Source organism: uncultured Chitinibacter sp. (genome assembly GCF_945957625.1).
In the GTDB taxonomy this organism is placed as follows: domain Bacteria; phylum Pseudomonadota; class Gammaproteobacteria; order Burkholderiales; family Chitinibacteraceae; genus Chitinibacter; species Chitinibacter tainanensis.
In genome coordinates, this window is the sequence record NZ_CAMFLP010000017.1 from 37,703 (window position 1) to 63,533 (window position 25,831).

A 25,831-nucleotide genomic window follows, 5' to 3' on the forward strand; every position below is an offset into this window, starting at 1 on the left:
GAATCATGGGTTTCCAGCAAGGTTTAAGTGGCCTGAATGCAGCGGCCAAAAATCTGGACGTGATCGGCAATAACGTTGCCAACGTGAATACCGTTGGTTTTAAAGGCTCGCGCGCTGAATTTGCCGATATCTACGCCAGCACCTTTGGTACGGCCGCCAATATTGCCGGGATTGGTGCCAAAGTGACCACGATTGCCCAGCAGTTTTCGCAGGGTAATACCACCACCACCAATAGCCCGCTGGATATTGCGATTACCGGGAATGGTTTTTTCCGTATGCAGGATCAAACCGGCAGTATCAGCTATGCACGTAATGGCCAGTTTCAGCTGGATAAAGAAGGTTTCATCGTAAATAACGGCCAGTTTTTAACTGGCTGGCCAGTGGATGCCGGTACCGGTATTTTCCTGGAAGGCTCTACACCCCAGCCGATTCAGCTGCAGTTTTCCAATATCGGTGCGCGTGCCACCGGCGCCTCAGGTGTTACCGGCGCAGGTTTGACCATGGGGCTGAACCTGAATGCGGCGGATAAAGTGATTCCGGCCAGCATTACGTTCTCGTCGACCGACCCAACCACTTACAACTACTCGACCTCAGCGACGGTCTATGACTCGCTGGGTGTGGCGCATACGCAGACCTATTACTTCCGCAAGCAAGACCCGGCTGCGGGTGGCGCGACCAATACTTGGGATGTGCGCTACACCTTGGATGGCAAGGTGGTGAATTCCGATGCCTCAATCGGGGTGCAATCAGCGGCCACGATTGCCGCCGCCACGACCGCTGCCTCGATTGGTGGTGCGACAGCTGCTTCGGTGAATACCGCAATCGCAGCCGCAGCCGCCACCGAAGGTACCGCAGCGGCAGCTGCCGTGGCCACCGCGGCAGCTACCGCTGCGGCAGCGCCCGGCGCAACCGCTGCAACGGTACTGGCCGCCGCACAAACGGCATCGGCCACCGCGGCCGCTGCGGCAGGCCTGAAAACCACGCTGACTTTCGATACCAATGGTAAGCCCACCGGCTTGCCTACCGGCGGGAGCACCTTCTCGGTGAGTGCCGCCGCGCTGAATAATGGTTCGTCTGGGCTGAATTTCCAGATGTACTTTGATAAATCGACCCAGTTTGGTAGCCCGTATAACGTGAATACCCTCACGCAAGATGGCTATACCGACGGGATTTTGACCGGTATTTCGGTGAGTAAAGAAGGAGTAGTGCAAGGGCGCTATTCCAATGGCCAAAGCCGAAATGTGGCCAAGATCGTACTCTCGACCTTCACCAATCCACAGGGCTTGCAGCCACTGGGTGACAACCGCTGGGCCGAGTCGTTTAACTCTGGGCAACCGCTGACCAACGCCCCAGGGCGTGGTAATACCGGTTTGCTGCAAGCCGCCGCCTTGGAAGACTCTAACGTCGATCTGACCAGCGAGCTGGTGAACCTGATTACCGCCCAGCGTAACTATCAGGCCAATGCGCAGACCGTCAAAGCGCAAGACACCATCATGCAAACCATTGTGAACCTGCGATAAGCCTTAATTCATGGATAGACTGATTTACGTGGCGATGACTGGCGCCCGCAATAGTGAAGTGCGCCAGACCACCATCGCCAATAATCTGGCCAATACCTCAACGCCAGGTTTCCGGGCCGAGCTGGCCGCCGCCCGGGCTATTCCGGTCTTGGGTGGCCCTGGCCTCTCGACCCGCGCGTTTACGGTGCAGCAAACTCCCGGCGCAGACATGACTGCCGGTAGCTTCCAGCAAACCGGCCGTGATCTGGATATCGCCATTCGTGAAAAAGGCTGGCTCACCGTGCAAACCGCAACCGGCGAAGCCTATACCCGCAACGGTAGCTTGATGGTGGATGCCAGTGGTTTGCTGAAAAACACCGCGGGTGAAATTGTGCAGGGCGAAAATGGCCCGCTCACGGTGCCGGAAAATAGCCGGGTGGTGTTTGCACTGGATGGCACGGTGAGTGCGATTGATATCACCAACCCCGGGCAGGTGGTGGAAGTAGGCCGGCTGAAGCTGGTGAATCCGCCGGAAAACCAGCTCGAAAAAGGCATGGATGGCTTATTTCGCCTGCGCGATGGGCAAGTGGCCCAAGCCGATCCGGCGGTGACCGTCGCTTCCGGGGTGATTGAAGGTAGTAATGTTAATGCGGTGGAACAGCTGGTGAATATGATCTCCACCCAGCGCCACTTTGATTTGCAGATCAAATTGCTGCAAACCGCTGATCAAAATGCCCGTTCAGCCAGCTCGCTGCTGAATCTGAACGGCTAATCGATAGTTAAAGCTTTAAGAAGGAAGCCCGCATCATGATGCGCTCGCTGTGGACCGCCAAAACCGGCATGGATGCCATGACATTCAATATTGATGTCGTGTCGCACAATCTGGCCAACGTGAACACCAATGGTTATAAGCGCGAACGCGCGGTGTTTGAAGACCTGATGTACCAAACCTTGCGCCAGGCCGGCGGGGCGTCGAGCCAGCAAACCAGCTTGCCAACCGGCGTGTATGTCGGTACTGGTGCGCAGGTGGTGGCCACGGTGCGCAATCACTCGGTGGGCAATCTGCAGCGTACCGAGGGTGCGCTGGATCTGGCGATCAATGGCGATGGTTTCTTCCAGATCGCTTTGCCTGATGGCACCACTGGTTATACCCGTGATGGCGCGTTTCAGGTGAATAGCCAGGGCACTATCGTAACCTCCAGTGGTTACGAGTTGTCGCCCGCGATTCAGGTGCCGCAAGGCACCACCAAGGTGACCGTCGCCGCCGATGGTACCGTGTCGGCCATTGTGAATAATAATGCGGCAGCGCCGGTGCAAATCGGTAATATCCAGACCGCAACGTTTATTAATCCGCCGGGTTTAGAGTCGATGGGGGGTAACCTGTATCGTGAAACGGTGGCCAGTGGGGCGCCAACCGTGGGCCAGCCGGGCACCAATGGCTTGGGCGCGATCAATCAGGGTTACACCGAAACCTCGAACGTGAATGCCACGGAAGAGCTGATTAATATGATTCAGGCGCAGCGCGCATTTGAAATGAATTCGCGCTCTGTGACCACCACCGACCAAATGCTGGCCAAACTGGCTCAACTGTAAATGATGATTCGCTTCCGTTTCTTGCGCATGCTGGGCGCACTTGGGCTGGCCGTGTTGCTTAATGCCTGTGTTGCGCCACAAAGTGTGATTACTCAGCCCACCTCGGCCCGCGCGCAGCCGGCGGTGGTGACGGCTGCGAATAATGGCGCGATTTTCCAGCCGGGCACGGCCCGTTTGCTGTTTGAAGAGCCGAATGCGCGCCGGGTCGGCGATATTCTGGTGGTGACGATTGAAGAAACCCTCTCGGCCGCCAACAAAGCCAATAGCAGCACCAACCGCAATGGCTCGTTCACGCTAGAGGGCTCCGCCGATGTGCCGTATCTGCCTTCAGCGATCACCAAGCTCTTTAATGCCACGGCTGACCTCAGCAGCACCAACACCTTTGCCGGCAAAGGTGAAACCAATAGCACCAATACCTTCAAGGGCTCGATCGCAGTGACCGTGACTGATGTTTTGCCCAATGGCAATCTGGCGGTCGGTGGCGATAAGCAGATTGTGGTGAATGGCTATAACAATGTGCTGCGCTTTACCGGGGTGGTAAATCCTAACGACGTGAAAGCCGGCAATACGGTGTCGTCGACTCGGGTGGCGGATGCCCGCATCGAGCAAGTGGGGCAGGGCGCAATTAATGACGCCAATACCGTGGGCTGGATGCAGCGCTTCTTTCTGTCGGTGTGGCCATTTTAATGGAGGGGTATATGCGTAAGCTTATTATTGCCATTGCGCTTTGTGTGTATACCCTGCCAGTGTATGCCGATAAATTAAAAGATCTGGCTAGTTTTTCAGGCGTGCGCAATAACCAGCTGGTGGGTTATGGGCTGGTGGTGGGTTTGGATGGTAGCGGCGATCAGACCACGCAAACCCCCTTCACCGTGCAATCGGTGATGAATATGCTCACCAATATGGGGGTGCAGGTGCCTACCGGGGGCAATATGCAGCTCAAAAACGTGGCCGCGGTAACGGTGACGGCAACCTTGCCACCGTTTGCGCGCCCGGGGCAGCCCTTGGATATTGTGGTGTCTTCGATCGGTAACGCCAAAAGCCTGCGCGGCGGCACTTTGCTGATGGCGCCACTGAAAGGGGCCGATGGGCAAATTTATGCCATGGCACAGGGTAATCTGGTGGTGGCCGGCGCTGGCGCGGCGGCCGGTGGCTCTAGTACGCAAGTGAATCAACTGGCGACCGGGCGGATTCCGGCCGGGGCCACAGTGGAGCGGGCGGTACCGACTTTGCTGGGTAATGGCGAGTTTATCCAGCTCGAATTGCTGAAAAGCGATTTTTCCACCGCTAATCGCGTGGTCAATGCCATCAATGGTCAGGTTGGGCCGGTGGCGGCGGCGCTGGATGGGCGGGTAATTCAGGTGCGCGCACCGCAAGATCCAAACCAGCGCGTGGCCTTTCTGGCGCGGCTGGAAAATCTGAATGTCACCCCGGCCGAAGCGTCGCCCAAGGTGATTATCAATGCCCGCACCGGCTCGGTGGTGATGAATCAGGCCGTCACGGTTGATCCGTGTGCGATTGCCCACGGCAATCTGACGGTGACGATTCTGGCCGACAACAAAGTGGAGCAACCCAATCCGCTGACCAATGCCAAGCCGGTGAAGGTCCAGAATGCTGAGATTGATATCGAAGTGGGCAAAGGGCCGGTGGTGCGCTTGCCGAAGGCCACGAATCTGAATCAGGTGGTGCGCGCGCTGAATGCGGTGGGGGCCACGCCGCAAGATTTGCTGGCGATTTTGCAGGCAATGAAAATTGCCGGGGCGCTTAATGCCGAGCTGGAAGTGATCTAAGTTGTGATTGGTTGTCTTGAGGGTATAGCGTTGTAGCCTCTGATTAAATTGGTTTTTAGACCTATACCCCTCTAGTTTGATTGTTTGGCGCGCCCCTTGTGGCGCGCTTTTTATTTTCGGCACGCTCTTTGCTTGGTAATGGTCCTGTTTGCAGGAGTTTGCCATGCGCGCCGTCGCCCCTTTTGATTCAGCCGGTATGAGTGCCGATCCACGTAGTCTGGATCGTTTGCGCGCAGGTGCGGCTGCGCAAAGCCCGGCTGCGACCAAGGCCGTAGCGCAGCAATTTGAAGCTTTATTGCTGCAGCAAATGCTGACCGCCATGCGCAAATCAGTGCCGCAAAACGAGCTGGAACAAGGCGTTGCCGGCGATACCTTCCGCGCGATGCGCGATCAGCAATGGGCGACCACCTGGGCGCAAAATGGCGGTATCGGCTTTGCCAATACCATCGTTAAACAGCTGGAAATCCAGCGCAACCCGGCGCTCTTGAAAGAGGTGGCCACTTCGCCGCTGGCGGGGCAGCTTTTGCCACAGTTACGCAAGCCTGCGGTGCAGCTGGCTGGTGGGATTAGTGTACGGGCGGCAAAACCTGCCGCCGAGGCCGCGCCCCTTGCCGCTACGTCCGCTGTGAGTGGCAAGGTTGATGCCCAAGCCGGCGGCGCGGCGCCCGCCTTTCTGGATAAGCTGGGCGAAGCGGCCAAAACCACAGCGCAGGCGCTGGGCCTTTCGCCCCATCTATTGCTCGCGCATGCAGCACTGGAAACTGGCTGGGGGCGCAAAAATATTAAAACGGCCGATGGCGGCGATTCGCACAATCTGTTCGGGATAAAAGCCGGTGCGGGCTGGCAGGGCAAAACGGTGGATGTATTGACCACCGAATACGTGGACGGGATTGCGCAAAAGCGCATCGAGAAATTCCGCGCTTACGACTCTTATGGCGATGCGCTGGCTGATTACGCCGGGCTATTGAAACGCCGCTACGGCGATGCCTTGGCGCAGGGCAATAGCGCTCTGGGCTTTGCTCAGGCCCTCGCTAATGGTGGCTATGCCACCGATCCACAGTATGTACAAAAACTGACCCGCGTTGCAGACCGGGTCGCCGCTCATCTGGGTATGGCGCGCTCAAGTTAAGCCGCCAGCCACCGATAGAGACTGCAAGGGGTTAGATCATGGCATCATCTGTTTTCAATATTGGCGTTTCGGGGCTTAATGCCGCCAATCTGGGGATTACCACCACCGGCCATAATATTTCGAATGTGAATACCGACGGGTTTTCCCGTCAGGTATTGCGCCAGAGTGCGCCGTATCCGCTGCTATCCGGTAGCGGCTTTAACGGTCTGGGCGTACAGGTGGATACCATCGCCCGGATGTATGATCGCTTTCTGACCAAAGCAGTGGAAGTGGCGCAGACTCAATCGAGCTATCAGCAAACCCGGCTCGCGCACCTGACCGAAATTAACAATATTGTGGCCGACCCCAATGCCGGGGTGTCTCCTGCGCTGCAAGACTTTTTCAGCTCGGTGCAAAACGTCACCACCAATCCGGCCAGCCCGCCTGCGCGGCAAGCCATGCTGACCAGCGCGCAAACCCTAGTTAACCGTTTTCAGGTGTTCAACCAGCGTCTGCAAGAGCAGCGCAATGCGCTGAATGGCGAAATTAGCAATGCGGTTAATTCGATCAATAGTTACACCCAGCAGATCGCCGAGCTTAATAACAAAATCGTGGTGGCCCAATCGTCAGGCCAGCCACCCAATGATCTCTTGGATCAGCGGGATTTACTGGTTAAAGACCTAAATAAACTGGTGAAAGCCAATACCATGACCATGGATGATGGCAGCATCAACGTGTTTGTGGGGAATGGCCAGGGGCTGGTGGTGGGCGGCAGTGTGAGCAAGCTGGTGGCCGATAGCAACCCAGCCGACCCAAGCCGCATTACCGTTGGTTATATGCAGGATAACCAAACCATCTTTATGCCGGAATCACAGCTGGCAGGTGGGCAACTAGGCGCCTTGCTGGATTACCGTAATCAGGCGCTGGACTTGGCACAAAATAGCCTTGAGCGCACAGCGCTGGGTATGGTGGAATCATTCAACCAGCAACACAAAGCCGGGCAAGATTTGAACGGCAATTTGGGTCGTAATTTGTTTGATATTCCACGCAGTAATTTCGTGGAATTTAGCGTCGGCGGCACCAACATCCGAGCGACTTCACCCAATGGCACTAATGAAAGCAGTGATTTTTCGATTACGGCCAGCGGTACTGGTTATGTCATCAAACGTTTGTCGGATGGCGCCACCAGCGGGGTGGTGAATTTGGGCAGTACCGATCCGGTCACCGGATTAACGCTATCCGCCGCGTCGGCCAGCTTAAGCTTACCGGCCCAAGGCAGCTTTGCTTTCCCACCAGCGATTGGCACGATTAATAGCAACAGCAAGAACACCGGTACGGCGCAACTGACAGGCTATATCAGCGATATTAGTCAGCTTACGGCCAGTAATTATGAGCTGAGCTTTGATGGCAGCAATTATTCGCTGTACCGGATGAGCGATGGCACACGCACATCGTACACTGCCGCGCAAATGGCGCAGGGTATTCAGCAGGATGGGATGAGCTTTCAAATCGCTTCGGGCACGATGAACCCGAATGACCGCTTTGTGCTCAAACCGCTAGAAGGGGTGATTAGCTCTTTGTCGGTGCGCATCACTGACCCTAAACAGGTGGCTGTGGCGGCGCCCATGCTGGCGACCGTGGCTAAAGCCAATACCGGCAGCCTGAAAGTGGTAGACCATGTGGTGAATACGCCGAGCGTGAGCAGCACTGATGCTGCACTTAACCCGGCGATTCGCAATCCGGTGAATATCAATTTCACTTCGCCGACTAGTTTTACCTATACCGATACCGTGACTGGGGTCACCTCGGCGGCGCAAACTTATACGCCGGGGATGAGTCTGAATGTGAACGGCTGGACGATGAAGCTAGATGGCACGCCCGCGACCGGTGACGTCATTAATGTGACGTCGAATATTGGTGGCTCGGCCGATAACCGCAATGGCCTGGCGCTGGGCAAGCTGCAGACCACCCGGATTCTGGAAGGTGGTACCGCCACGTATCAGGAGTCCTATGGTCGGATGGTGAGCAAAATTGGTACCCAGACCAATGAAGCCACCATTATGAGCAAGGCTCAAGATAAATTATTAAGTAATGCGGAAGACAGCCGTGACTCGGTGTCGGCCGTGAGTTTGGATGAAGAGGCGGCCAACCTGTTGCGTTATCAGCAGGCCTATCAGGCTGCCAGTAAAGTTATCCAGATTGCGCAAACGGCCTTTCAGGAAATCCTGAATATTGGTCGTTAAGGAGTTTGATCATGCGGATCGCAACCACCACCCTTTTTAATATCGGCAGCGGCAATCTGCAGCGCCATATTGCCGATCAGGCCAAGCTGCAAAATCAGCTCTCGACTGGGCGCAAGATTCTAACGCCGGCCGATGATCCGATTGCTTCGGCGCGCATTTTGGATATTACGCAGGCCAAATCGATTCAGGAGCAGTACAGCACCAATAGTACGGCCGCGGATTCATTTATGCGCCTGTCGGATAGCACGCTGGATCAAGTAATGAATCTGATTCAGAACGTGCAAGAACTTGCCGTAAGTGCCGGTAATCCGGCGCTGGGCCCTGCAGAGAAGAAAATGAAAGATGCCGAGCTGCAAGGGCGGTATCAGGAGCTGCTGGGGCTGGTAAACACCACTGATGGGCAGGGGAATTATCTGTTTTCTGGCTACAAAGGCGATGTGCGCCCCTTTACCGAAACGACCTTTGGGCAAGTGGTATACAACGGCGATGATGGCCAGCGCTTGGTGCAGATCTCTGATGGGCGGCAGATTCCGATTTCTGAATCCGGTGCTGATGCGTTTCAGCGGATCAAAAACGGCAACGGCACTTTTGTGACTGCCTATACCGCAACCAATACAGGCACCGGGATTGTGAGCCCCGGCGAGGTTTTGAATAGCACCGCGTGGGCGAATGCGCCGGCGCCCCGGGATTTTAAGGTGGCTTTTCAGGTCTTACCTGATCCGCTAGACCCCAATAAAACCGTTACGACTTATGATCTGATCAATAACACCACCAATACCTCTTTGATTGATGGGGCGACGATCCCGCGGGCAGCGGGTACGGCATTCCCGCGTACTTATACCGAAGGCGGTGATATTATTTTTGCCAAGCAAACCGGTGAAACGGCTGCTGCTTGGGATTTTGGGGTGAAATTGAGTGTGAAAGGTGCGCCGGCAGCGGGCGACCAATTTACCGTTAAGCCAAGTAGCAATGTTGATTTGTTTGCGACCTTGGGCGCGCTCTCGAGTGCACTCAATAACCCTGGCTCAGGGTCGACAGGCGGGGCGGCGTTTCAAAATCAACTTAATACGGCTTTATCTGATTTATCGAATGCGCTGGGCAATGTGCTGACAGTGCGCTCTTATTTAGGCGCGCGGATGAAAGAAACTGAGTCGGTAAACGATACGACTGAAGATCTGAAACTGCAACATGCCAAAACCCTGTCGGGCCTGCAGGATTTGGATTACGCCTCGGCAATCAGTGAGTTTGCGCAAAACCAGATGGTGCTGGATGCAGCGCGTAAATCTTTTGCTCAAGTGCAGGAGTTGAGCCTGTTTAAATACATATAATGGCTACATTCACCGTCAGCTCACGGCCCGCGATGCGGGCCGTTGTTTTTCGAGGATGTAATGAGTAAAGGTAAAACCCAGTACGTATGCCGCAGCTGTGGAGGGCTCTCGCCCAAATGGCAAGGCCAGTGCCCGCAATGTGGTGAATGGAATTCGCTCGAAGAGCAGGTCAGCGCCCCAGCGACAACCCAAGGGCGGTTTCAAAGCCTAGCCGCAGATGGGCAGATTAAGGATTTATCTGCGGTGGAGGCCGAAGAGCTGCCCCGCACGCCAACCCAACTCAGCGAGTTGGATCGTGTCTTGGGCGGCGGTCTGGTGCCCGGTGGCGTGGTGTTGATTGGCGGTGACCCCGGTATCGGTAAATCAACCTTATTACTGCAGGCATTATCCCGCTTAGCCCAAGAGCACGCTGTGCTGTATGTCAGCGGTGAAGAATCGGCTCAGCAAATTGCTTTGCGGGCCCGGCGCCTCGAGGTGCCGGCGGCAGGGGTGCGCCTCTATCCGGAAATTAGCCTTGAGAAAATCCTGCTGGCTTTGGAGCGGGAAGCGCCCAAAGTGGCGGTCATTGATTCGATTCAGACGATCTGTACCGAGGCGCTGACCAGTGCGCCGGGCAGCGTGGCGCAAGTGCGCGAATGTTCGGCGCAGTTAACCCGCTTTGCAAAGCGGCACGGTACTTCAATTTTGCTCGTCGGGCATGTGACGAAAGAAGGCGCGCTAGCCGGTCCACGCGTGCTGGAGCATATTGTCGATGCAGTACTGTATTTTGAAGGCGATACCCACTCTAGTTTTCGCCTAATTCGGGCGATCAAAAATCGCTTTGGTGCGGTGAATGAATTAGGGGTGTTTGCCATGACCGATAAGGGCTTGCGCGAGGTCGCAAACCCGTCGGCATTGTTTTTAAGCCAGCATGAAGTGCCGGTGGCGGGTAGTTGCGTGATGGTTACGCAGGAAGGCTCGCGGCAGATGCTGGTCGAAGTGCAGGCGCTCGTCGATGATGCCCATGCCGCCCAGGTGAAACGCCTGGCGGTCGGGGTGGAGCAAAACCGGCTAGCGCTTTTGTTGGCCGTCTTACACCGTCATGCCGGGATTGCCGCCTTTGATCAGGACGTCTTTATTAATGCAGTGGGTGGTGTTCGAATTAGCGAGCCAGCGGCTGATTTGGCGATGCTGATCGCGATTGTGTCCTCACTTAAAAATCGCCCATTGCCACCAAAACTAGTGGTGTTTGGTGAAGTCGGGCTCGCAGGTGAGGTGCGCCCTGTGCAGCGCGGGCAAGAGCGTTTACGTGAGGCCGCAAAGCTAGGATTTAATCTGGCGATTATTCCGAAGGCCAATCGGCCACGACAGCCGATTGAGGGTTTGCAGGTGATTGCAGTCGATCGCTTGGAGCAGGCGGTAGAGGCGGCGTTTTGATTGCAACCACTGCGCAGAAATTTGGCGTACTAGCTTGAAATCGCCTGCGATGCCCTAAGCTCTATAGAAAGGCTTTTGCTAGCCCGGTTTTTTGTTTAGCATTCGGTCTATCGACCCCACCTTCTGGAGAATACAATGAGCGATAAAATCACCTATGTCACTGATGCGAGTTTTGACGCAGAAGTTCTGCAAGCCAGTGGCCCGGTGTTGGTAGATTACTGGGCAGAATGGTGTGGTCCTTGCAAAATGATCGCCCCAATTCTGGACGAAGTTGCCGAAGAGTATGCTGGCCGGGTGAAAGTGGCCAAACTCAACATCGATGAAAACCAAGCGACGCCACCGAAATTTGGTATTCGCGGCATCCCAACTCTGATGCTGTTTGTGGATGGCGAAGTTAAATCAACTAAAGTTGGCGCACTGTCTAAATCGCAACTGACTGCCTTCCTCGATAGCAATATTTGACATTGCGCTGGATTTTGAATTAGTCTGCTTCTAAATTGACTGCAGTGGTGATTAATCGCCACTGCAGCACTTCTCTGCTGCATCCTTCGTCCTTCCCCCCTTTTTCTACTGTACCAATCAAAAAATACTATGCATTTGTCCGACCTAAAACATCTGCACGTCTCTGAACTCGTTGATATGGCGATTCAATCAGAGATCGATGGCGCTAGCCGCATGCGCAAACAAGACGTCATCTTTGCGTTGCTGAAAAACCGGGCCAAAAAAGGGGAGAGCATTTTCGGCGAAGGGACGCTGGAAGTTCTGCCTGATGGCTTTGGTTTCTTGCGTAGCCCAGATACCTCATATTTAGCGGGGCCAGATGATATTTACATCAGCCCAAGCCAAATTCGCCGCTTTAATCTGCATACCGGTGACACCATCGAAGGTGAAATTCGTATCCCTAAAGAGGGCGAGCGTTATTTTGCGCTGGTAAAAGTTGATAAAGTCAACGGAGAGGCCCCAGAAGCTGCCAAGCATAAAATCCTGTTTGAAAACCTGACTCCGCTGTTTCCAACAGAGCGGCTCAATCTTGAGCGCGATATTAAAGCGGAAGAAAACATCACCGGTCGGGTGATTGACCTGATGTCCCCGATTGGTAAAGGGCAGCGCGCGTTGCTGGTAGCCCCGCCTAAATCGGGTAAAACCGTGATGTTGCAGCATATCGCGCATGCGATTACGGCTAATCATCCCGAAGTGACGCTGATCGTCTTGCTGATCGATGAGCGCCCAGAGGAAGTGACCGAGATGCAGCGTTCGGTACGCGGGGAAGTGGTGAGCTCTACGTTCGACGAGCCAGCTACGCGCCACGTGCAAGTAGCCGAGATGGTGATCGAAAAGGCTAAACGTCTGGTTGAGCACAAAAAAGATGTGGTGATCCTGCTGGATTCGATTACCCGTCTGGCGCGTGCCTACAACACTGTCATTCCTGCTTCGGGCAAAGTTCTGACCGGTGGTGTGGATGCCAACGCCCTGCAGCGGCCTAAACGTTTCTTCGGCGCCGCGCGCAATATCGAAGAGGGTGGTAGTTTGACCATTATCGCCACCGCGCTGGTCGATACCGGTAGCCGGATGGATGATGTCATCTACGAAGAATTCAAAGGTACGGGTAATAATGAAATCCAGCTGGATCGCCGCATGGCTGAGAAGCGGATTTTCCCGGCCATTAACATCAATAAATCCGGCACTCGCCGCGAAGAGCTGCTGATCGAGCAAGATAAACTGCAGAAAATCTGGGTTCTGCGCAAGCTGCTCTACCCAATGGATGATCTGGAAGCGATGGAATTCTTGATGGATAAGCTCAAAGCCACGAAGAGCAATCTGGATTTCTTCGACTCAATGCGCCGATAAGCTTGCAGCGCAACGCCAATTCGACGATAATGCCCGTTTTGTAGCGCCGGCAAAACCCCGGCGCCCGTTACCCTAGGAAAAACCATGAAACCAGAAATTCATCCAGAATACAAAGAAGTTATCTTCTACGACGCAAGCGCGGACTTCAAATTCCTGACCCGCAGCACTATGCATGTAAAAAGCGCCGAGACTATGACTTGGACCGACGGCAAAGAATATCCAGTATATCGTCTGGACGTATCTTCTGAATCTCACCCGTTCTACACTGGTAAACAGAAAATCGTTGATACTGCTGGTCGTATCGAGAAATTCAACTCTAAATTCGCGCGTTTCTCTCGCTAATTTATCGAGTTCCGCAAAAAAGGCAGCGTGCTACGCTGCCTTTTTTGTTTTCTGCATGTCACAATCAAGTAAACACCTTTCTATTCTGCCATGCTGACTTATACGCCTCCCGAGTCGCGGCCGCTGGTGCCGCAGAAAGAACAAGACAAACCCTGGCTGCTAATCCTGCTGTGCCTGTTTTGGCTACTGCCGGGGCTGTTTGGCCATGATCCGTGGAAACCACAAGAGAATGAGCATGCGGCAGTCATTGCCGGCCTCTTGCGCCACAATCCTTGGGTGGTGCCGCTGCTGGCGGATCAACCATATTTTGATAGCGCACCCTTGTATTTCTGGTGTGCAGCGATTGTGGCCAATGCGCTGAGCTGGTTTGGGGTTGCTTTGCATGATGCGGCCCGGTTAAGTACCGGCTTATGGATGGCCTTGGCCTGCTGGGGGACTGGGCTAGCGGGGCGGGAAGCCTTTGGTCATCGCTTTGGCCGTTTAACTGTGGTGCTGCTGCTTGGCAGTCTGGGCTTGCTGACCTGGGGACATCATATTTCGCCAGCGGTCTTGCTGCTTACGGCCTTTGCCTGGGGAATCTACGCATTACTACTGGCGCAGCGTCGTCCAGTTAGTGCTGGCTTGGTGTTGGGCGTGAGTTTGCTCACGCTCTTGTTGGGGGCCACTTGGGCGGATGCCTTATTGCTGCTGTTGTTGGCACTTGGTTTATTGGTCTGGCCGGCTTGGCGGCAGGCTGGCTTTGCGGTTACCCTGGTCACGGCGCTGATTGTTTCCTTGCCGCTGGCGGCTTTGTGGGGCTATGCGCTACATGAGCACAGCAGTGAGTTGTTCCAGCACTGGTGGCGCAATTATGCCTGGGGGCCGTATGGTGGTGCCGGGCAGGTGGTTTGGCTGCATCAGCCGGGATTTTTGCTCTCGATCTTGGTCTGGTTTGCCTTTCCGGTACTGCCGCTAGCGGCATGGTCGCTGTGGCTGCATCGACGGGAATTACAGCAGGGCCCGTGGCCGCTATTGTGCTGGTTGGCGCTGGGTATCATCTTGTATATTGCCCTAGCAGGCCATCCCGCCGAGTTTACAGTCTTGCCACTGTTGCTGCCCTTGAGTTTGCTCGCGGCTGCGGGTGTGGATGACTTACGCCGTGGCGCGGCCTCGGCGCTTAATTCCTTTGCCATTTTAACCTTAGGCTTGGCGGCTGTGGCCATTTGGGTCATCTGGGGGATTTTGCTCAGTGGTGGTCAAGGCCCGGTTGCGGTTTGGCTCGCCCGCTATACCTCGGCTGCGATGCAGATTGAATGGCTTGGCTTTGTGTTGGCTCTGGTGGCGAGCCTATTGTGGGGCAAGGTGCTCTTGCGCCCTCGGGCACTGGGACGTAAAGCGATTACTAACTGGACTTGCGGCGTGATTTTGGTGTTCTCGGTGCTTGTTGGTTTATTCCAGGGCTGGATCGATAGTGGCAAATCCTATCGGCCGGTGGTGCAGCGCATAGAATTGCTCACAGCCCGTGTGCAGCCGCCTTGCATTGATGCCAGTAATTTGCCTTCCCCGGTGGTGGGAGCGCTAAGCTATTTCTCGACCAAACCCGTGATTACCCAGCCGGGTAATGCTTGTATTGTGGCGGTGCGCTTGGCTTCTACCCCAATACCCCTGCCGTGGAGTGAGCTTGGCGAAGTCGCACGCTTGGGTGAAAGTAAAGAGCGCTTTGTGGTGTACTTAAAGTAAGGGGCTACAGCAATAAAAAACGGTGCAATGAGCACCGTTTTTTATTGCATCCATTCTTGATTGATCGTGAGCGCAATTATTGGTCTTGATGCGCGGCGGTATCTTCTTTGATTTTTCGACGCACATACAAGTAAATATAAATTGCCATCACCAAAATAAAGCCAATGGTAAAGACGCTAAGCAGGCCAATATCCGATGAAAAGAGGGTGCTGAGTGGTGTGTTTTCCATGATGCATCTCCGGTGTTTATGCTTTTACTGTAGGCCGGAATGCCGAAGGAATTATTGATGCACATCAAGCGCGGGTGAGGTGGTTACAGCACCTCGCTGGTACGATTACGACCCTGATGTTTGGACTGGTACAGCGCATCATCGGCGCGCTTCATGATGGCATCCAGGTTTAGATCATCGGCGCGCATCAAGGTCAGCCCCAGGCTGCTGGTAAAACGAACCTCACGGCCATCTTCTAATGCAATCACTTGTGTAGCAATGGCGCAGCGTAATTGTTCGGCAAGTTGCCTTGCCGTATCCAGATCGGTCGCCGGCAGGAAGGCGATGAATTCTTCCCCGCCAATGCGGCCAAGTAAATCGAGTTCGCGCAGCTGGCTACGACAGATGCTGGCCATGGCTTGAATGGCCAAATCACCCACTTGATGGCCATAATTGTCATTGATTTTCTTAAAGAAATCGATGTCTAGCATCAGCAGCGCCGCAGGTTGCTGCATGCGTTTACAGCGCAGTAGTTCTTGGCCGGCGCTTTCCATGAAGTAGGCGCGGTTGGCGAGGCCGCTTAAGCTATCTGTGGTGGCGCGTTTTTTCAGCTCTTCTTCAAGCCGTTTGCGCTGGGTTATATCACTTAAACCCATCAGCAAGGTGCTGCCATCGTGCGCCTCGGTGACCGACATTGAGACGCTGGCCCAGAATGGCGTGCCCTCTTTATGCCGCAAGAGGCATTCCACATTATTGAGCGCACGACCATTCATGGCGCTATCCGAGTGATGGATAAAGTCGATGCGGTCGTAATACAGCTCAAAAGCCCGCTTAGATAAGGCTGCCGCCTGCGGCAGGCCAAAAACCCGTGCCGCATGTTGATTAATGTAGGTGATATAAAAGTCCGGCAAGCGCGCCAAGACCAAACCCACGGGTGTGGTTTCGATCATTTGCCGAAAGCGCGCCTCACTGGCCGAAAGCTTGTGTTCTTTTTGCCGTAAATGCCGGCCTAGTCGCTGCGAACGCCAAAAGAAATAGGCCGTTAGCAAGGACAATAACAACATCAGGGTACTGCCCAGCAAATAGAAAAATACCGTACTTTTCCATTGCTGCAGGAAATGGCGGCTGTCGATGCGCAGCAACAGCACATAGGGCAGTTTACCGAGCTGGTTCGCGCTCAATAAGCTGATGCCGGGCTCATTCGGCAGCTGGATTTGCAAGGTTTGGGCTTCGGCACGTTGAATACGGGCAATCAGGCCGCTAGCCAGGTTGGGCAGTTGTGCCTCAGCGGGGGCGTGGGCAAGCGGGCGCAGGCGCGCATCGAGCAAATACAATTCCTGCTCAGGGCCGTAGCTGGTGTTGGCCAATAATTGCGCCACCGTGCTGGCCTCAATGCGCACTGCCAGCGTGGCCAAGGTTTGTTGTGCACTATTTTGCACGGTCTGGACCGCAATCAGTGCGTTAGGGCTGGCAGGCAGCCAGCGTAATTCCGGCGTACTGCTCGCTAGCCCGGGGCCATAATCGAGGCCCATTTCCGCGGGGCTCTGACCATCTGCCACCGCCAGCACATTGCCGCGTTCGTCCAGTAGCGCCAGATTGCTGGCAAACGGTAGTTGATGCAGCTGGCCGGCCAATTGCTGCGCCACGACATCAATCGGTGTGCCGGCTTGTAAGGACGAAACGAGCGGATTGAGCCCTAGCTGTAGCTGTTGCTGCCATTGCGCCAGTTGCAGGCCGACCATTTTTTGGGCGTGCAGATTATGCTGCCGCGCGGCCAGAAATTGATTCTGGTAGCTGGCGCTGATCTGGTAGGCCAGCAGCATAATCATGCCTAGCCCGACCAGAATGGCCAGCGTAATCAATAGGGTCATGCGGCGAGTTGCCCGCCAAGCAGTCCAAACCATGTGCTGATGTCGTTCCCGTAACACCCGTAGTGTAGCTGTTCAGCCCATTCCCGCTGACGAATCAGTCGCGGAAATTCTGAAATTGCAGCGGAAAATCGACTGACTTGCGCACCACGGCGATCGTTTCCTGCAACACATCCCGTTTGGCGCCGCTGACGCGTACTTCGTCGCCCTGAATGGCGGTTTGCACTTTCAGTTTGGAGTCTTTGATGTGCTTGATGATCTTGCTGGCCAGCTCACGATCGATGCCATCTTTGATCTTCAGCACCTGTTTCACTTTATTGCCCGAGACTTTTTGCACGTCTTCCTGTTCCAGCCGCTTGCTGCTATCGGGTTCTTTCTTTTCCAGCGCCGGAAACAGAATGTCTTTGATCTGGTCGAGCTGGAATTCCGAATCGCCGTGGATGGTGATCAGTTTGTCTTTTTCATTGAGCTCGACTTTGGCGCTGGTGCCTTTAAAGTCGTAGCGGTTCACAATGGTGCGCTCTGCAATATCAATGGCATTTTTCAGCGCCACCATATCGGTTTCGGAAGTAATGTCAAACGAAGGCATGCACGCTCTCCACAAAAAAAGGAAAAAGGCAGCGAATCAGCTCGCTGCCTCAGGAAATGAACGCTGCGCAGGTTTAGCCGAAATGGCAAACGTAGTGCAGGGTTTCTACGGTTTCGATTTCAAAGCTGGAATTGCCAGGTACATTAAATGATACCCCTGCGCCGTATTCAGTTGCAGTGCTTTCACCAGCAAGCTTTACACGGCATACCCCGGAAACCACTTCCATGATCTCAGGTGCGCCAGTGTTAAATACCAGTGTTGACGGCAAAATCACGCCCACCGTTTTTTTGCTGCCATCGGCAAACACCACGGTGTGGCTGACGCATTTACCATCAAAATACACATTGCCCTGTTTCAGGACCGATACATTGTCAAACTGGCTCATTGCTTACCCTTATTTCTGTAAAACTTCAGTGAGAATGGTTTTGGCAATAAACCCGACCATGCCCAATCCGAGCGCAAAAAACAGCACCATAGTGCCATATTTGCCGGCTTTGGATTCTTTGGCCAGGTTGTAAATGATAAAACCCATGTAGGCCATTAGGCCGGTACACAGAATCGTGGTCGAGAGCGTGGTAAACGTCTCTTCGTCCATATTGATGAGTGCTTCCAGCATGCCTTAATACCTGCAAATGGATCGGTTGATTGATCCGTCAGTGGTGCCGCCGCGGCGGCACCTGCGGTGATGATTATTTCCGGTTCAGACGGCCGGCAATGCGCATGCGCAGGGCGTTGAGCTTGATAAAGCCGCCCGCATCATTCTGGTTGTACGCGCCGCCATCATCATCAAAAGTCGCGATGGTTTTGTCAAACAGTGAATCGGTTTTGGAATCACGCGCCACGACGATGACATTACCTTTATACAGCTTCAGGCGTACCCAGCCGTTCACGGTTTTCTGGGTTTCATCGATCAGGGTTTGCAGTACTTTGCGCTCAGGCGACCACCAGTAGCCGTTGTAAATCAGGCTGGCGTAGCGTGGCATCAGGTCATCTTTCAGGTGGGCGACTTCACGATCCAGCGTGATCGATTCGATGGCACGGTGGGCTTTCAGAATGATGGTGCCGCCGGGGGTTTCGTAGCAACCGCGCGATTTCATGCCCACATAGCGGTTTTCAACCAGATCCAGACGACCAATGCCATGCTTGCCGCCCAGCTCGTTCAGCTTGGTCAGCACTTGTGCAGGTGACAGGCGCACGCCGTTGAGCGCCACGATGTCGCCTTGTTCGAATTCAATATTCAGATATTCAGCAGCATCGGGTGCAGCTTCTGGGCTGACGGTCCAGCGCCACATTGCGTCTTCGGCTTCCGCTTCTGGGTTTTCCAGATGGCGGCCTTCATACGAGATGTGCAGCAGGTTGGCGTCCATCGAGTAAGGCGCGCCACCGTTGCGGTGTTTCATTTCCACCGGAATATCATTGGCTTCGGCATAAGCCAGCAGTTTTTCGCGGCTCAAGAGATCCCATTCACGCCATGGGGCAATCACTTTCACTTCCGGCATCAGCGCATAAGCGCCGAGCTCGAAGCGCACCTGATCGTTACCTTTACCGGTCGCACCATGACTGATGGCCTCGGCGCCGGTTTCGCGGGCGATATCGATCAGGCGTTTGGCGATTAGCGGGCGGGCGATGGAAGTGCCGAGCAGGTATTCACCTTCGTACACGGTGTTGGCGCGGAACATTGGGAATACGAAGTCGCGCACGAATTCTTCGCGCAGATCATCGATATAGATGTTTTCTGGTTTGATACCGAATTTCAGCGCTTTTTGGCGTGCGGGTTCCAGCTCTTCACCTTGGCCCAAATCTGCTGTGAAGGTCACGACCTCACACGCATAGTTGTCTTGCAGCCACTTCAGGATCACTGACGTATCCAGACCGCCGGAGTACGCGAGAACTACTTTTTTCACATCAGACATGAAGAACCTCGATGAATATGCACAAACGAGCCAAATGGCCCATAACCTAGTCTAACGCCAGTCGCAAACCAAAGCTCACGAATAGCGTACCAATCAGTTTGTTTAAGAGTGATTTCAGCCAGCGAATGCCGCCCAGCCGGGCCGCCAACGTGGTGCCAGCCAAAATCAGAATAGTCAGATAGCTAATGCTGACCAGCTGGACAATCAGGCCCAGCGCCGTAAAGGTGTGCCAAACCTGTGGATAGTGCGGGTCGACAAATTGCGGAAAGAAAGCCATGAAAAACAAAATGGCTTTGACGTTCACCAGCGAAATCCCCAGAGCTGTTTTAAAGGCCTGTCGTGGCCGGTAGGCGACAGGCGCGGTGTCACTGGCCACGCTCGGTGTGGCTGATTGCGGGCGCAACTGCGACCATAAAATCTTGCCACCCATATACATCAGATAAGCTGCGCCCAGATAGCGCACCGCATCAAACGCGACCGGATGCGTCTGCATCAAGGACGCAACTCCGAGGGCTGCAGCCAGCATCAGGATAAAGTCACCCACCACAATCCCGCCGGCGGCGGCAAAACCAGCCGCCCGGCCACGGGTGGCGGCGGTGGTCAGCGCAAACAGCGAGTTGGGCCCAGGTGCCAGAATAATCAGCACGGTGCCCAGTAAATACGCCCAGAGATCGGTAATGCCAAACATGCTAATTAATCGTCAATCCGGCCCAGAAGCAGGAATTCAATCACCGCTTTTTGTACGTGCATGCGGTTTTCGGCTTCATCCCAAACGACCGATTGTGGGCCGTCGATCACTTCTGGGTCGACTTCTTCACCGCGGTGCGCGGGCAGGCAATGCATGAATACTGCATTGGCCTTGGCTTGCAGCATTACTTTTTCGGATACTTTGTAATTAATAAAGTCTTTTTTGCGCTGCAGCGTTTCGCGCTCGAAGCCCATTGAGGTGCACACGTCGGTGGTCACAATATCGGCATCGCGGGCGGCGGAGAACGGATCGCGGAAGACTTCAAAATTCTCTTTGCTGTATTCCTCATCATCCAGCACGGTCATGTCGTAACCTACTGGACAAGCGAGGTTCAGCTTGAAATTAAACAGCTTGGCCGCTTGCAACCAGGTGCGCGAAACGTTGTTCGAATCGCCGATCCAGCACACGGTTTTGCCTTCAATCGAGCCAAAACGCTCGATATAGGTAAAGATATCGGCCATGATCTGGCAGGGATGGTATTCATTGGTCAGGCCATTAATCACCGGCACCAGCGAATTTTCGGCAAAGCGATCGATGATCGATTGCTCATAGGTACGCACCATCACGATATCAACCATGCGGCTGATGACTTTGGCTACGTCTTCGATTGGCTCACCACGGCCCAGCTGCGTGTCTTTGGATTGCAGGAACATCGCATGGCCGCCCATTTGAAACATCCCGGCTTCAAAAGATACGCGGGTGCGGGTGGATGATTTTTCAAAAATCATGCCCAGCACTTTGCCTGGCAGCGGCTGATACAGCTCGCCGGCGCGCAGACGGGCTTTGAGCTTGGCCGCGCGGCTAAACAGGTATTGGTATTCTTCGAGACTGAAATCGGTGAACTTCAAGTAATGGCGCATCTGGACGGTGTTCCCGAACAGCCCTAGCATGGCCGTTCAAAATGGCTGAAAAAACCAACATTATTCAGCGTTTTACCCATTTCTGGCAAGCGCTAAACAATTCTGGCCGCTCGGCAATCGGTACTTGTACTAAGTTCGCCGCGCTTACATTTCTGCCGGCAAGTCGGCGAGCAATGCTATAATTGCGCCAGCTGGCCCCGTCGGCCAGATTAACACCTCAGTTTGGCATCCCTATGATCTGTAATCCGTACGAAATCATCATTCAGGGCATTACCAGCAATGGGCGGGAATTCCGTCCTAGCGACTGGGCCGAGCGCCTGTCCGGCATTTTGTCGACCTTTGGCGTGGACCAAAAGCTATCGTATGCGCCGTATGTGCGGCCGATGATGCACAACAATGTGCGCTGTGTGGCAGTGGATCGCCAGCTCGAAAAAATCGATCCGCGTGTGTATAGCTTTATCATGACCTTTGCTCGGGATAACGATCTGCAAGTGGTGGATTGCCGCTCGCTGATCAAAGGTATTGAAAAGAAATCGGCCGAACGCTAAATGCTTTATTTCTCTAAACTGAAAGCCAGCTGAATAAAAGCTGGCTTTTTTGTTATTAATCAAGCTTTGTCGTGATCTTTTAACTTGCTGCAATGCAGCACTGTGCTTATTCTGCTAGATGAACCCCCTCGCCAGTGGGCGGGGCATCCATCCTCCAGGAGAAAATCATGAAGCTCAAAGACAAAGTCGCCATCATCACCGGTTCGGCCAGCGGGATTGGCGAAGCCACCGCGGTGCGGTTTGCGGCTGAAGGCGCGAAAGTGGTGGTGTGTGATGTAAACCAGGCCGGTATCGACCGCGTGGTGGCTGATCTGCAAACAACCGGCGCTGCGGCCGTGGGCTTTGTGGTGGATGTGACCAACCCCGAGAGCATTGCTGCAATGGTGAGCGCAGTGAAAGCACAGTGGGGGCGCATTGATGTGCTGGTGAACAATGCCGGGATCACCATGGATGCCCAGCTCTACAAAATGAGTGATGATCAGTTTGATCGCGTCATCGACATCAATCTGAAAGGTGTTTACAACTGTACCAAGGCCGTGGTCGACACCATGATCGAGCAAAACAGTGGCGTGATTCTGAATGCCTCATCCGTCGTGGGCGTGTACGGTAACTTTGGCCAGACCAATTATGCGGCGACCAAATTCGGTGTGATCGGCTTTGTGAAAACTTGGGCGAAAGAGTTGGGTAAAAAAGGCATCCGTGCCAACGCCGTGTGCCCAGGCTTTGTCGCTACGCCGATGGTTAAAGCCATGCCCGAGAAAGTATTGCAAGGTATGGAAGAGCGCGTGCCGATGAAACGCCTGGCCCAGCCAGAAGAAATCGCTAGCGTGTATGCCTTCCTCGCTTCGGATGATGCCAGCTACATCAACGGCGCCGCCATCGAAGTGACCGGTGGTTTGACGCTGTAATTGGCGGTCAGTGCCGCAATAAAAAACCCGCCAGTGGCGGGTTTTTTATTGGCTTGAATAGTAGATTGCACTAGGGGTATTGCCCGCCAGGCTATTCCGTCATTGGTTTCGGGTCGTATACCCTTACTTCATTGATCGGCGCGCCTTCCCAACGGATTTTCCACTGGCCGTTTTCCACCTGCCAGTACAAGCGCTTGCGCATCTGATTATCCAGATTGTTGCTGGTGTAATCCTGCTCAAACGTCGTTACCAGCTGTGGCTCAGGGCCGGTTACGGCGAACATGGATAGATCGCTGATTTTCACTTTGGTCCACTGTTTGCCAGCATTAACCGCCATTTTTTGCAGGCGCCAGCTGGTCAGGTTTTGGCCTTCTGGGCTTAAAAAGCGGCTGCCGTAAAAATTCAGATAGCGCTGGTTATCTAGCGATTCCCAGGCGGTGCGCCATTGCTCAATCAATTGCCGGGCGGCTTGTTGGCGCTGCTGCCATTGTTTGAGCTCCAGCCATTCCACTTTCGGGGTAACGATCACCGGGGTGGCGCCCACTTGCAAATACTGCGCCACATTCAGCATTTCTTCATTGGTGAGTACCACGCAGCCATTCGAGGCTTGCGGTGGGCGGGCATAAGTGGCGGCGGGGCTACCATGCAGCCAGATGCCGTAGCCGGTTTTTTTGTCGCTTTTATCCAGCTCATTCGGGTAGGAAATCGGCCACGCGCCAACGCCATACAGATCAGCCCGCTCGCCGTAGGTTTTATCTAGCAAAGGGCGGGGCAGGTGTTTATTCACAAAATACACGCCGATTGGTGTGCGTTGATCGCCTTCCACCTGCTTGCCAATCCCCAGTTTGCCCACTGTTACATAATGGTCGATCACCATTTTGGGCGTGCCATTCTGGTTGGCAAAGACATACAGCCGCGAGGTGTCGGCGTCCACCAGCACCGCGTATTTTTGCTCGGGGGCAAATTGCAGAATATTGGCCGGCACCATTTCGGGTGGGGTGGGCATATTGCGGTAGTTGATCCGCACTTGCGCTTCTTTGCGCAAATCGGCCAGTCGCTCGGCCAATTGCTGGTTTTGTCGCGCTTGCTCCGCGCCGCCGCCGATGGTGCTGAGCGGCATGGCGCGCATGGCGTAAAGATCGGCACTGAGTAGATGCGCGAGGCGGTAATTGGGTTGCTCGGCCAGAATGGCATCGACAGTAGCGCGCGCATCGGCCATTTTGCCAGCGCGGATCGCATCAATCGCGGCCAGGATGCGTTCTTCGTGGTTGCCCGTGGCGGCGGTGCCGACTTGATCGGGGCGCAGGGTGTACGGGCGATTGGCATCGTCGGGCAGAAAATGGCGGGCAGCTGGCGCCAGAATAACTAGCGCCAGCAAACACAGCCAGCGCTTAGCGCGGCGGGAAATATGCATCATGCAGCTTCAACCAGTCGCTTAGCCGCCAATCCGTTCATCGCTGATCAACCAGCGTGAACCGACTTTTTCCAGAATCAGCGTTTTACCTGTGCTGGTCGACAAACGATCGGATTTGTAATCCTGCCGCAGCCGCACTTTGGCGGTTTTCTCGTCAATCATTTCGACCCGTACATCGCGCAGATCGACACTAATTGATTTCGGCGAGCTAATTTTCGCTTCGCGATCTTTTTCCCAGTTGCTGCGTCCGCCCGGTGCTTTGAAGTTTTTCGAATAGCTATTGAGATAGCCTTTCACATTCTGGCGGCTCCAGGCATTGGCCCAGCCTTCCACGCTGGCCAGTACTTGCTGCTTGGCGGCGCTATCCGATTTCTCGGCTTTCGGGGTTGCGGTTGGAGCGGCCGTGGCTTTTGGCGTGGCGGTCGGTTTTGCCGTTGGCGTCGGTTTGGCGGTTACTACCGCCGTTGGCACTGCTGTTGGCGCGAGTGTTGGGCGTGGGGTGATCAGCACCGCTGGCGCAGCAGTAATTGCCGGCTTGATGGTGGCGATGGTGACAGGTAATGGCTTGTTGGTCGGCGCCAGAGTGGTGGCGGCAGTGGTGGGCTTGCTGCCTACAGCGCGGCCGGGTTGGCTGAAGAGCGAATCCACCAGCTTGAGTTTGGTCTGGATTTGCGCGTTGTTGCTTTCCAGTTGCAGGGCCTTGTCGTAGGCCTGCGAAGCCAGCCGCGCGTACAGATCACCCATGTTTTCATGCGCGATGGCATAGCTTGGGTTGGTCTGGATTGCCATTTGCAGCGCGGTGCGCGCTTTATCAAATTGGCCCTTGTTGGCATACAGCACGGCCAGATTATTGTAGGGCTCGGGCAGCTGCGGGAATTCTTCCGAAATCTGCGTGAAGGCTTTAATCGCCTCATCGCTGCGGCCAAGCTCGCTCAGCGCCAGCGCGCGCAAGAAACGCACTTGTGCATCTTTCGGAGTTTTAGCCAGACTCTTATCCGCGCGCTCCAGTGCCTGGGCAAATTGTTTGCTGCGGATCAGTTGCTGGATATCGTCGCTGTCGGCGGCATGGGCGGACAAACTAAACAGCAAGGGCAGGGCCACAAACAAGGTGCGTAATGCAGACATGGGTATTCCGGGGTTAAGGGTCTCGGTAAACTGGCGGCGATTTTAACAAAGAAACTCTGGTTTTGCCTTATGAACCTGCCACCAGCCCTAAGCAGTGTCTTGTTACTGCTCTGCTCGAACGTTTTTATGACCTTCGTATGTTATAAAATGCACTTCACTTGCTTTAAATTCTAATCCTAAGAATATCAATAGTATGGCGCTCGGCAAGTGTAAAAGTGCTTGCTTTATTGCTATAGGTAGGCTTTTCCGGCAAGTGCTCTAACTGCTTCCATTGATGGGACTAAAGGAAGGATCTTTGGCCCGAGCGGCCAAGTCGGTATCGAATTCACTAATATCGAATCCGTAGTATTCATGATTTCCTGATACGTACTGCCCAGGCGCATATCGAAACTGTTTGCGTGCCCAATCTAAGCCAAGTCGGCCTTCTGCAATATCACCAGCCAGAACGATAAGATCAGCATCAACGTCTGTAACTTTATAACCACAATCATCAATATGCAGATCACTCAAGGCCTAAGTGACACTCTCATTTTGGCCGTGAAGAAGGATGTTTGGACTGTCCGCAAAGGCCGAGTAGTTTAGGCACGAAACCAAAATGATGAAGGCCGCAACCTGATGGTTAGCGGCCTTTAGCTTTTCATGTACTAACATCGACTGGTCGGCCAAAGTGGACGGTCAAGAGGCAATCCATGAATGACCGCTAAGCGGCGAGGCTGTGTGAAAACACAGCTGGTCTACAATGAACAAACCGTTTGTTGGGACTC

The 25,831-nt window shown here is 54.4% G+C and carries 26 protein-coding genes; 15 read left to right on the forward strand and 11 right to left on the reverse strand.

Annotated features, from left to right (window positions below; all coding sequences use genetic code 11):
• Positions 1-5 precede the first annotated feature (5 nt).
• The 13 genes from QV747_RS15215 to QV747_RS15275 all read left to right on the forward strand — a co-directional run bounded on the left by QV747_RS15215 (position 6) and on the right by QV747_RS15275 (position 14,886).
• Positions 6-1,520, forward strand: a complete 1,515-nt coding sequence (locus tag QV747_RS15215) for a flagellar hook protein FlgE (protein WP_028448603.1) — start codon at positions 6-8, stop codon at positions 1,518-1,520.
• 10 nt (positions 1,521-1,530) lie between these two features.
• On the forward strand, positions 1,531-2,271 hold the full coding sequence (gene flgF, locus QV747_RS15220; protein WP_028448604.1) for a flagellar basal-body rod protein FlgF: 741 nt from the start codon (positions 1,531-1,533) through the stop codon (positions 2,269-2,271).
• Positions 2,272-2,306: 35 nt separating this feature from the next.
• Positions 2,307-3,092: a flagellar basal-body rod protein FlgG gene (flgG, locus tag QV747_RS15225; protein ID WP_028448605.1), complete on the forward strand. Its 786-nt coding sequence runs from the start codon at positions 2,307-2,309 to the stop codon at positions 3,090-3,092.
• Complete coding sequence (locus QV747_RS15230; RefSeq protein ID WP_231550523.1) at positions 3,093-3,779, forward strand: flagellar basal body L-ring protein FlgH; 687 nt, start codon at positions 3,093-3,095, stop codon at positions 3,777-3,779. It begins immediately after the preceding gene.
• An 11-nt stretch (positions 3,780-3,790) separates the two neighbouring features.
• Positions 3,791-4,882 (forward strand): flagellar basal body P-ring protein FlgI, encoded by a 1,092-nt coding sequence (locus QV747_RS15235; protein WP_197053852.1) that lies wholly within the window; start codon positions 3,791-3,793, stop codon positions 4,880-4,882.
• Positions 4,883-5,045: 163 nt separating this feature from the next.
• Positions 5,046-6,011: a flagellar assembly peptidoglycan hydrolase FlgJ gene (gene flgJ, locus QV747_RS15240; protein WP_273430635.1), complete on the forward strand. Its 966-nt coding sequence runs from the start codon at positions 5,046-5,048 to the stop codon at positions 6,009-6,011.
• A gap of 38 nt (positions 6,012-6,049) precedes the next feature.
• The gene (flgK, locus tag QV747_RS15245) at positions 6,050-8,233 is read left to right on the forward strand and encodes a flagellar hook-associated protein FlgK (RefSeq protein ID WP_028448609.1); all 2,184 of its coding nucleotides are present in this window, start codon (positions 6,050-6,052) and stop codon (positions 8,231-8,233) included.
• Positions 8,234-8,244: 11 nt separating this feature from the next.
• On the forward strand, positions 8,245-9,561 hold the full coding sequence (flgL, locus tag QV747_RS15250) for a flagellar hook-associated protein FlgL (RefSeq protein WP_273430633.1): 1,317 nt from the start codon (positions 8,245-8,247) through the stop codon (positions 9,559-9,561).
• Positions 9,562-9,621: 60 nt separating this feature from the next.
• On the forward strand, positions 9,622-10,977 hold the full coding sequence (gene radA / locus QV747_RS15255; RefSeq protein ID WP_273430631.1) for a DNA repair protein RadA: 1,356 nt from the start codon (positions 9,622-9,624) through the stop codon (positions 10,975-10,977).
• Positions 10,978-11,112: 135 nt separating this feature from the next.
• Complete coding sequence (gene trxA / locus QV747_RS15260) at positions 11,113-11,439, forward strand: thioredoxin TrxA (protein WP_028448612.1); 327 nt, start codon at positions 11,113-11,115, stop codon at positions 11,437-11,439.
• A 129-nt stretch (positions 11,440-11,568) separates the two neighbouring features.
• On the forward strand, positions 11,569-12,825 hold the full coding sequence (rho, locus tag QV747_RS15265; RefSeq protein ID WP_028448613.1) for a transcription termination factor Rho: 1,257 nt from the start codon (positions 11,569-11,571) through the stop codon (positions 12,823-12,825).
• Positions 12,826-12,909: 84 nt separating this feature from the next.
• A complete protein-coding gene (locus tag QV747_RS15270; RefSeq protein WP_028448614.1) occupies positions 12,910-13,167 on the forward strand; it encodes a type B 50S ribosomal protein L31 in 258 nt (85 codons plus the stop codon).
• 90 nt (positions 13,168-13,257) lie between these two features.
• Positions 13,258-14,886 (forward strand): glycosyltransferase family 39 protein, encoded by a 1,629-nt coding sequence (locus QV747_RS15275; RefSeq protein WP_273430628.1) that lies wholly within the window; start codon positions 13,258-13,260, stop codon positions 14,884-14,886.
• A gap of 76 nt (positions 14,887-14,962) precedes the next feature.
• Here QV747_RS15275 and QV747_RS15280 read toward each other — a convergent pair whose 3' ends face one another.
• The 8 genes from QV747_RS15280 to argF form a co-directional block, all read right to left on the reverse strand.
• Positions 14,963-15,115 (reverse strand): DUF3149 domain-containing protein, encoded by a 153-nt coding sequence (locus tag QV747_RS15280; protein WP_081986607.1) that lies wholly within the window; start codon positions 15,113-15,115, stop codon positions 14,963-14,965.
• Positions 15,116-15,198: 83 nt separating this feature from the next.
• Positions 15,199-16,965: a GGDEF domain-containing protein gene (locus QV747_RS15285; RefSeq protein ID WP_273430626.1), complete on the reverse strand. Its 1,767-nt coding sequence runs from the start codon at positions 16,963-16,965 to the stop codon at positions 15,199-15,201.
• Positions 16,966-17,059: 94 nt separating this feature from the next.
• On the reverse strand, positions 17,060-17,551 hold the full coding sequence (locus QV747_RS15290) for a YajQ family cyclic di-GMP-binding protein (protein ID WP_047394395.1): 492 nt from the start codon (positions 17,549-17,551) through the stop codon (positions 17,060-17,062).
• Between the two features lie 73 nt (positions 17,552-17,624).
• The gene (locus QV747_RS15295) at positions 17,625-17,936 is read right to left on the reverse strand and encodes a pyrimidine/purine nucleoside phosphorylase (RefSeq protein ID WP_273430624.1); all 312 of its coding nucleotides are present in this window, start codon (positions 17,934-17,936) and stop codon (positions 17,625-17,627) included.
• A 9-nt stretch (positions 17,937-17,945) separates the two neighbouring features.
• Entirely contained in the window at positions 17,946-18,167 is a 222-nt protein-coding gene (locus tag QV747_RS15300) for a DUF2788 domain-containing protein (protein ID WP_231550522.1), read from the reverse strand.
• Positions 18,168-18,240: 73 nt separating this feature from the next.
• Positions 18,241-19,464 carry an argininosuccinate synthase gene (locus QV747_RS15305; protein ID WP_273430621.1) on the reverse strand — a complete coding sequence of 408 codons (1,224 nt, stop codon included), beginning with the start codon at positions 19,462-19,464 and terminating at the stop codon, positions 18,241-18,243.
• A 46-nt stretch (positions 19,465-19,510) separates the two neighbouring features.
• On the reverse strand, positions 19,511-20,152 hold the full coding sequence (gene leuE, locus QV747_RS15310) for a leucine efflux protein LeuE (protein WP_047394392.1): 642 nt from the start codon (positions 20,150-20,152) through the stop codon (positions 19,511-19,513).
• Between the two features lie 5 nt (positions 20,153-20,157).
• Positions 20,158-21,072, reverse strand: coding sequence for an ornithine carbamoyltransferase (gene argF, locus QV747_RS15315; RefSeq protein ID WP_028448621.1), 915 nt, complete (start codon positions 21,070-21,072; stop codon positions 20,158-20,160).
• A gap of 233 nt (positions 21,073-21,305) precedes the next feature.
• Here argF and QV747_RS15320 point away from each other — a divergent pair, with 233 nt between their 5' ends.
• Both QV747_RS15320 and fabG read left to right on the forward strand, forming a co-directional pair.
• Complete coding sequence (locus QV747_RS15320; protein WP_028448622.1) at positions 21,306-21,620, forward strand: DUF3579 domain-containing protein; 315 nt, start codon at positions 21,306-21,308, stop codon at positions 21,618-21,620.
• A 167-nt stretch (positions 21,621-21,787) separates the two neighbouring features.
• Complete coding sequence (fabG, locus tag QV747_RS15325; RefSeq protein WP_273430617.1) at positions 21,788-22,528, forward strand: 3-oxoacyl-ACP reductase FabG; 741 nt, start codon at positions 21,788-21,790, stop codon at positions 22,526-22,528.
• Between the two features lie 91 nt (positions 22,529-22,619).
• Here the strand turns inward: fabG and QV747_RS15330 are convergent, their stop codons facing one another.
• From QV747_RS15330 to QV747_RS15340, 3 genes are all read right to left on the reverse strand, one after another.
• The gene (locus QV747_RS15330; RefSeq protein ID WP_051258656.1) at positions 22,620-23,945 is read right to left on the reverse strand and encodes a murein L,D-transpeptidase family protein; all 1,326 of its coding nucleotides are present in this window, start codon (positions 23,943-23,945) and stop codon (positions 22,620-22,622) included.
• Between the two features lie 18 nt (positions 23,946-23,963).
• On the reverse strand, positions 23,964-25,067 hold the full coding sequence (locus QV747_RS15335; RefSeq protein WP_047394386.1) for a tetratricopeptide repeat protein: 1,104 nt from the start codon (positions 25,065-25,067) through the stop codon (positions 23,964-23,966).
• Positions 25,068-25,325: 258 nt separating this feature from the next.
• A complete protein-coding gene (locus QV747_RS15340; protein WP_273430614.1) occupies positions 25,326-25,577 on the reverse strand; it encodes a hypothetical protein in 252 nt (83 codons plus the stop codon).
• Positions 25,578-25,831 lie beyond the last annotated feature (254 nt).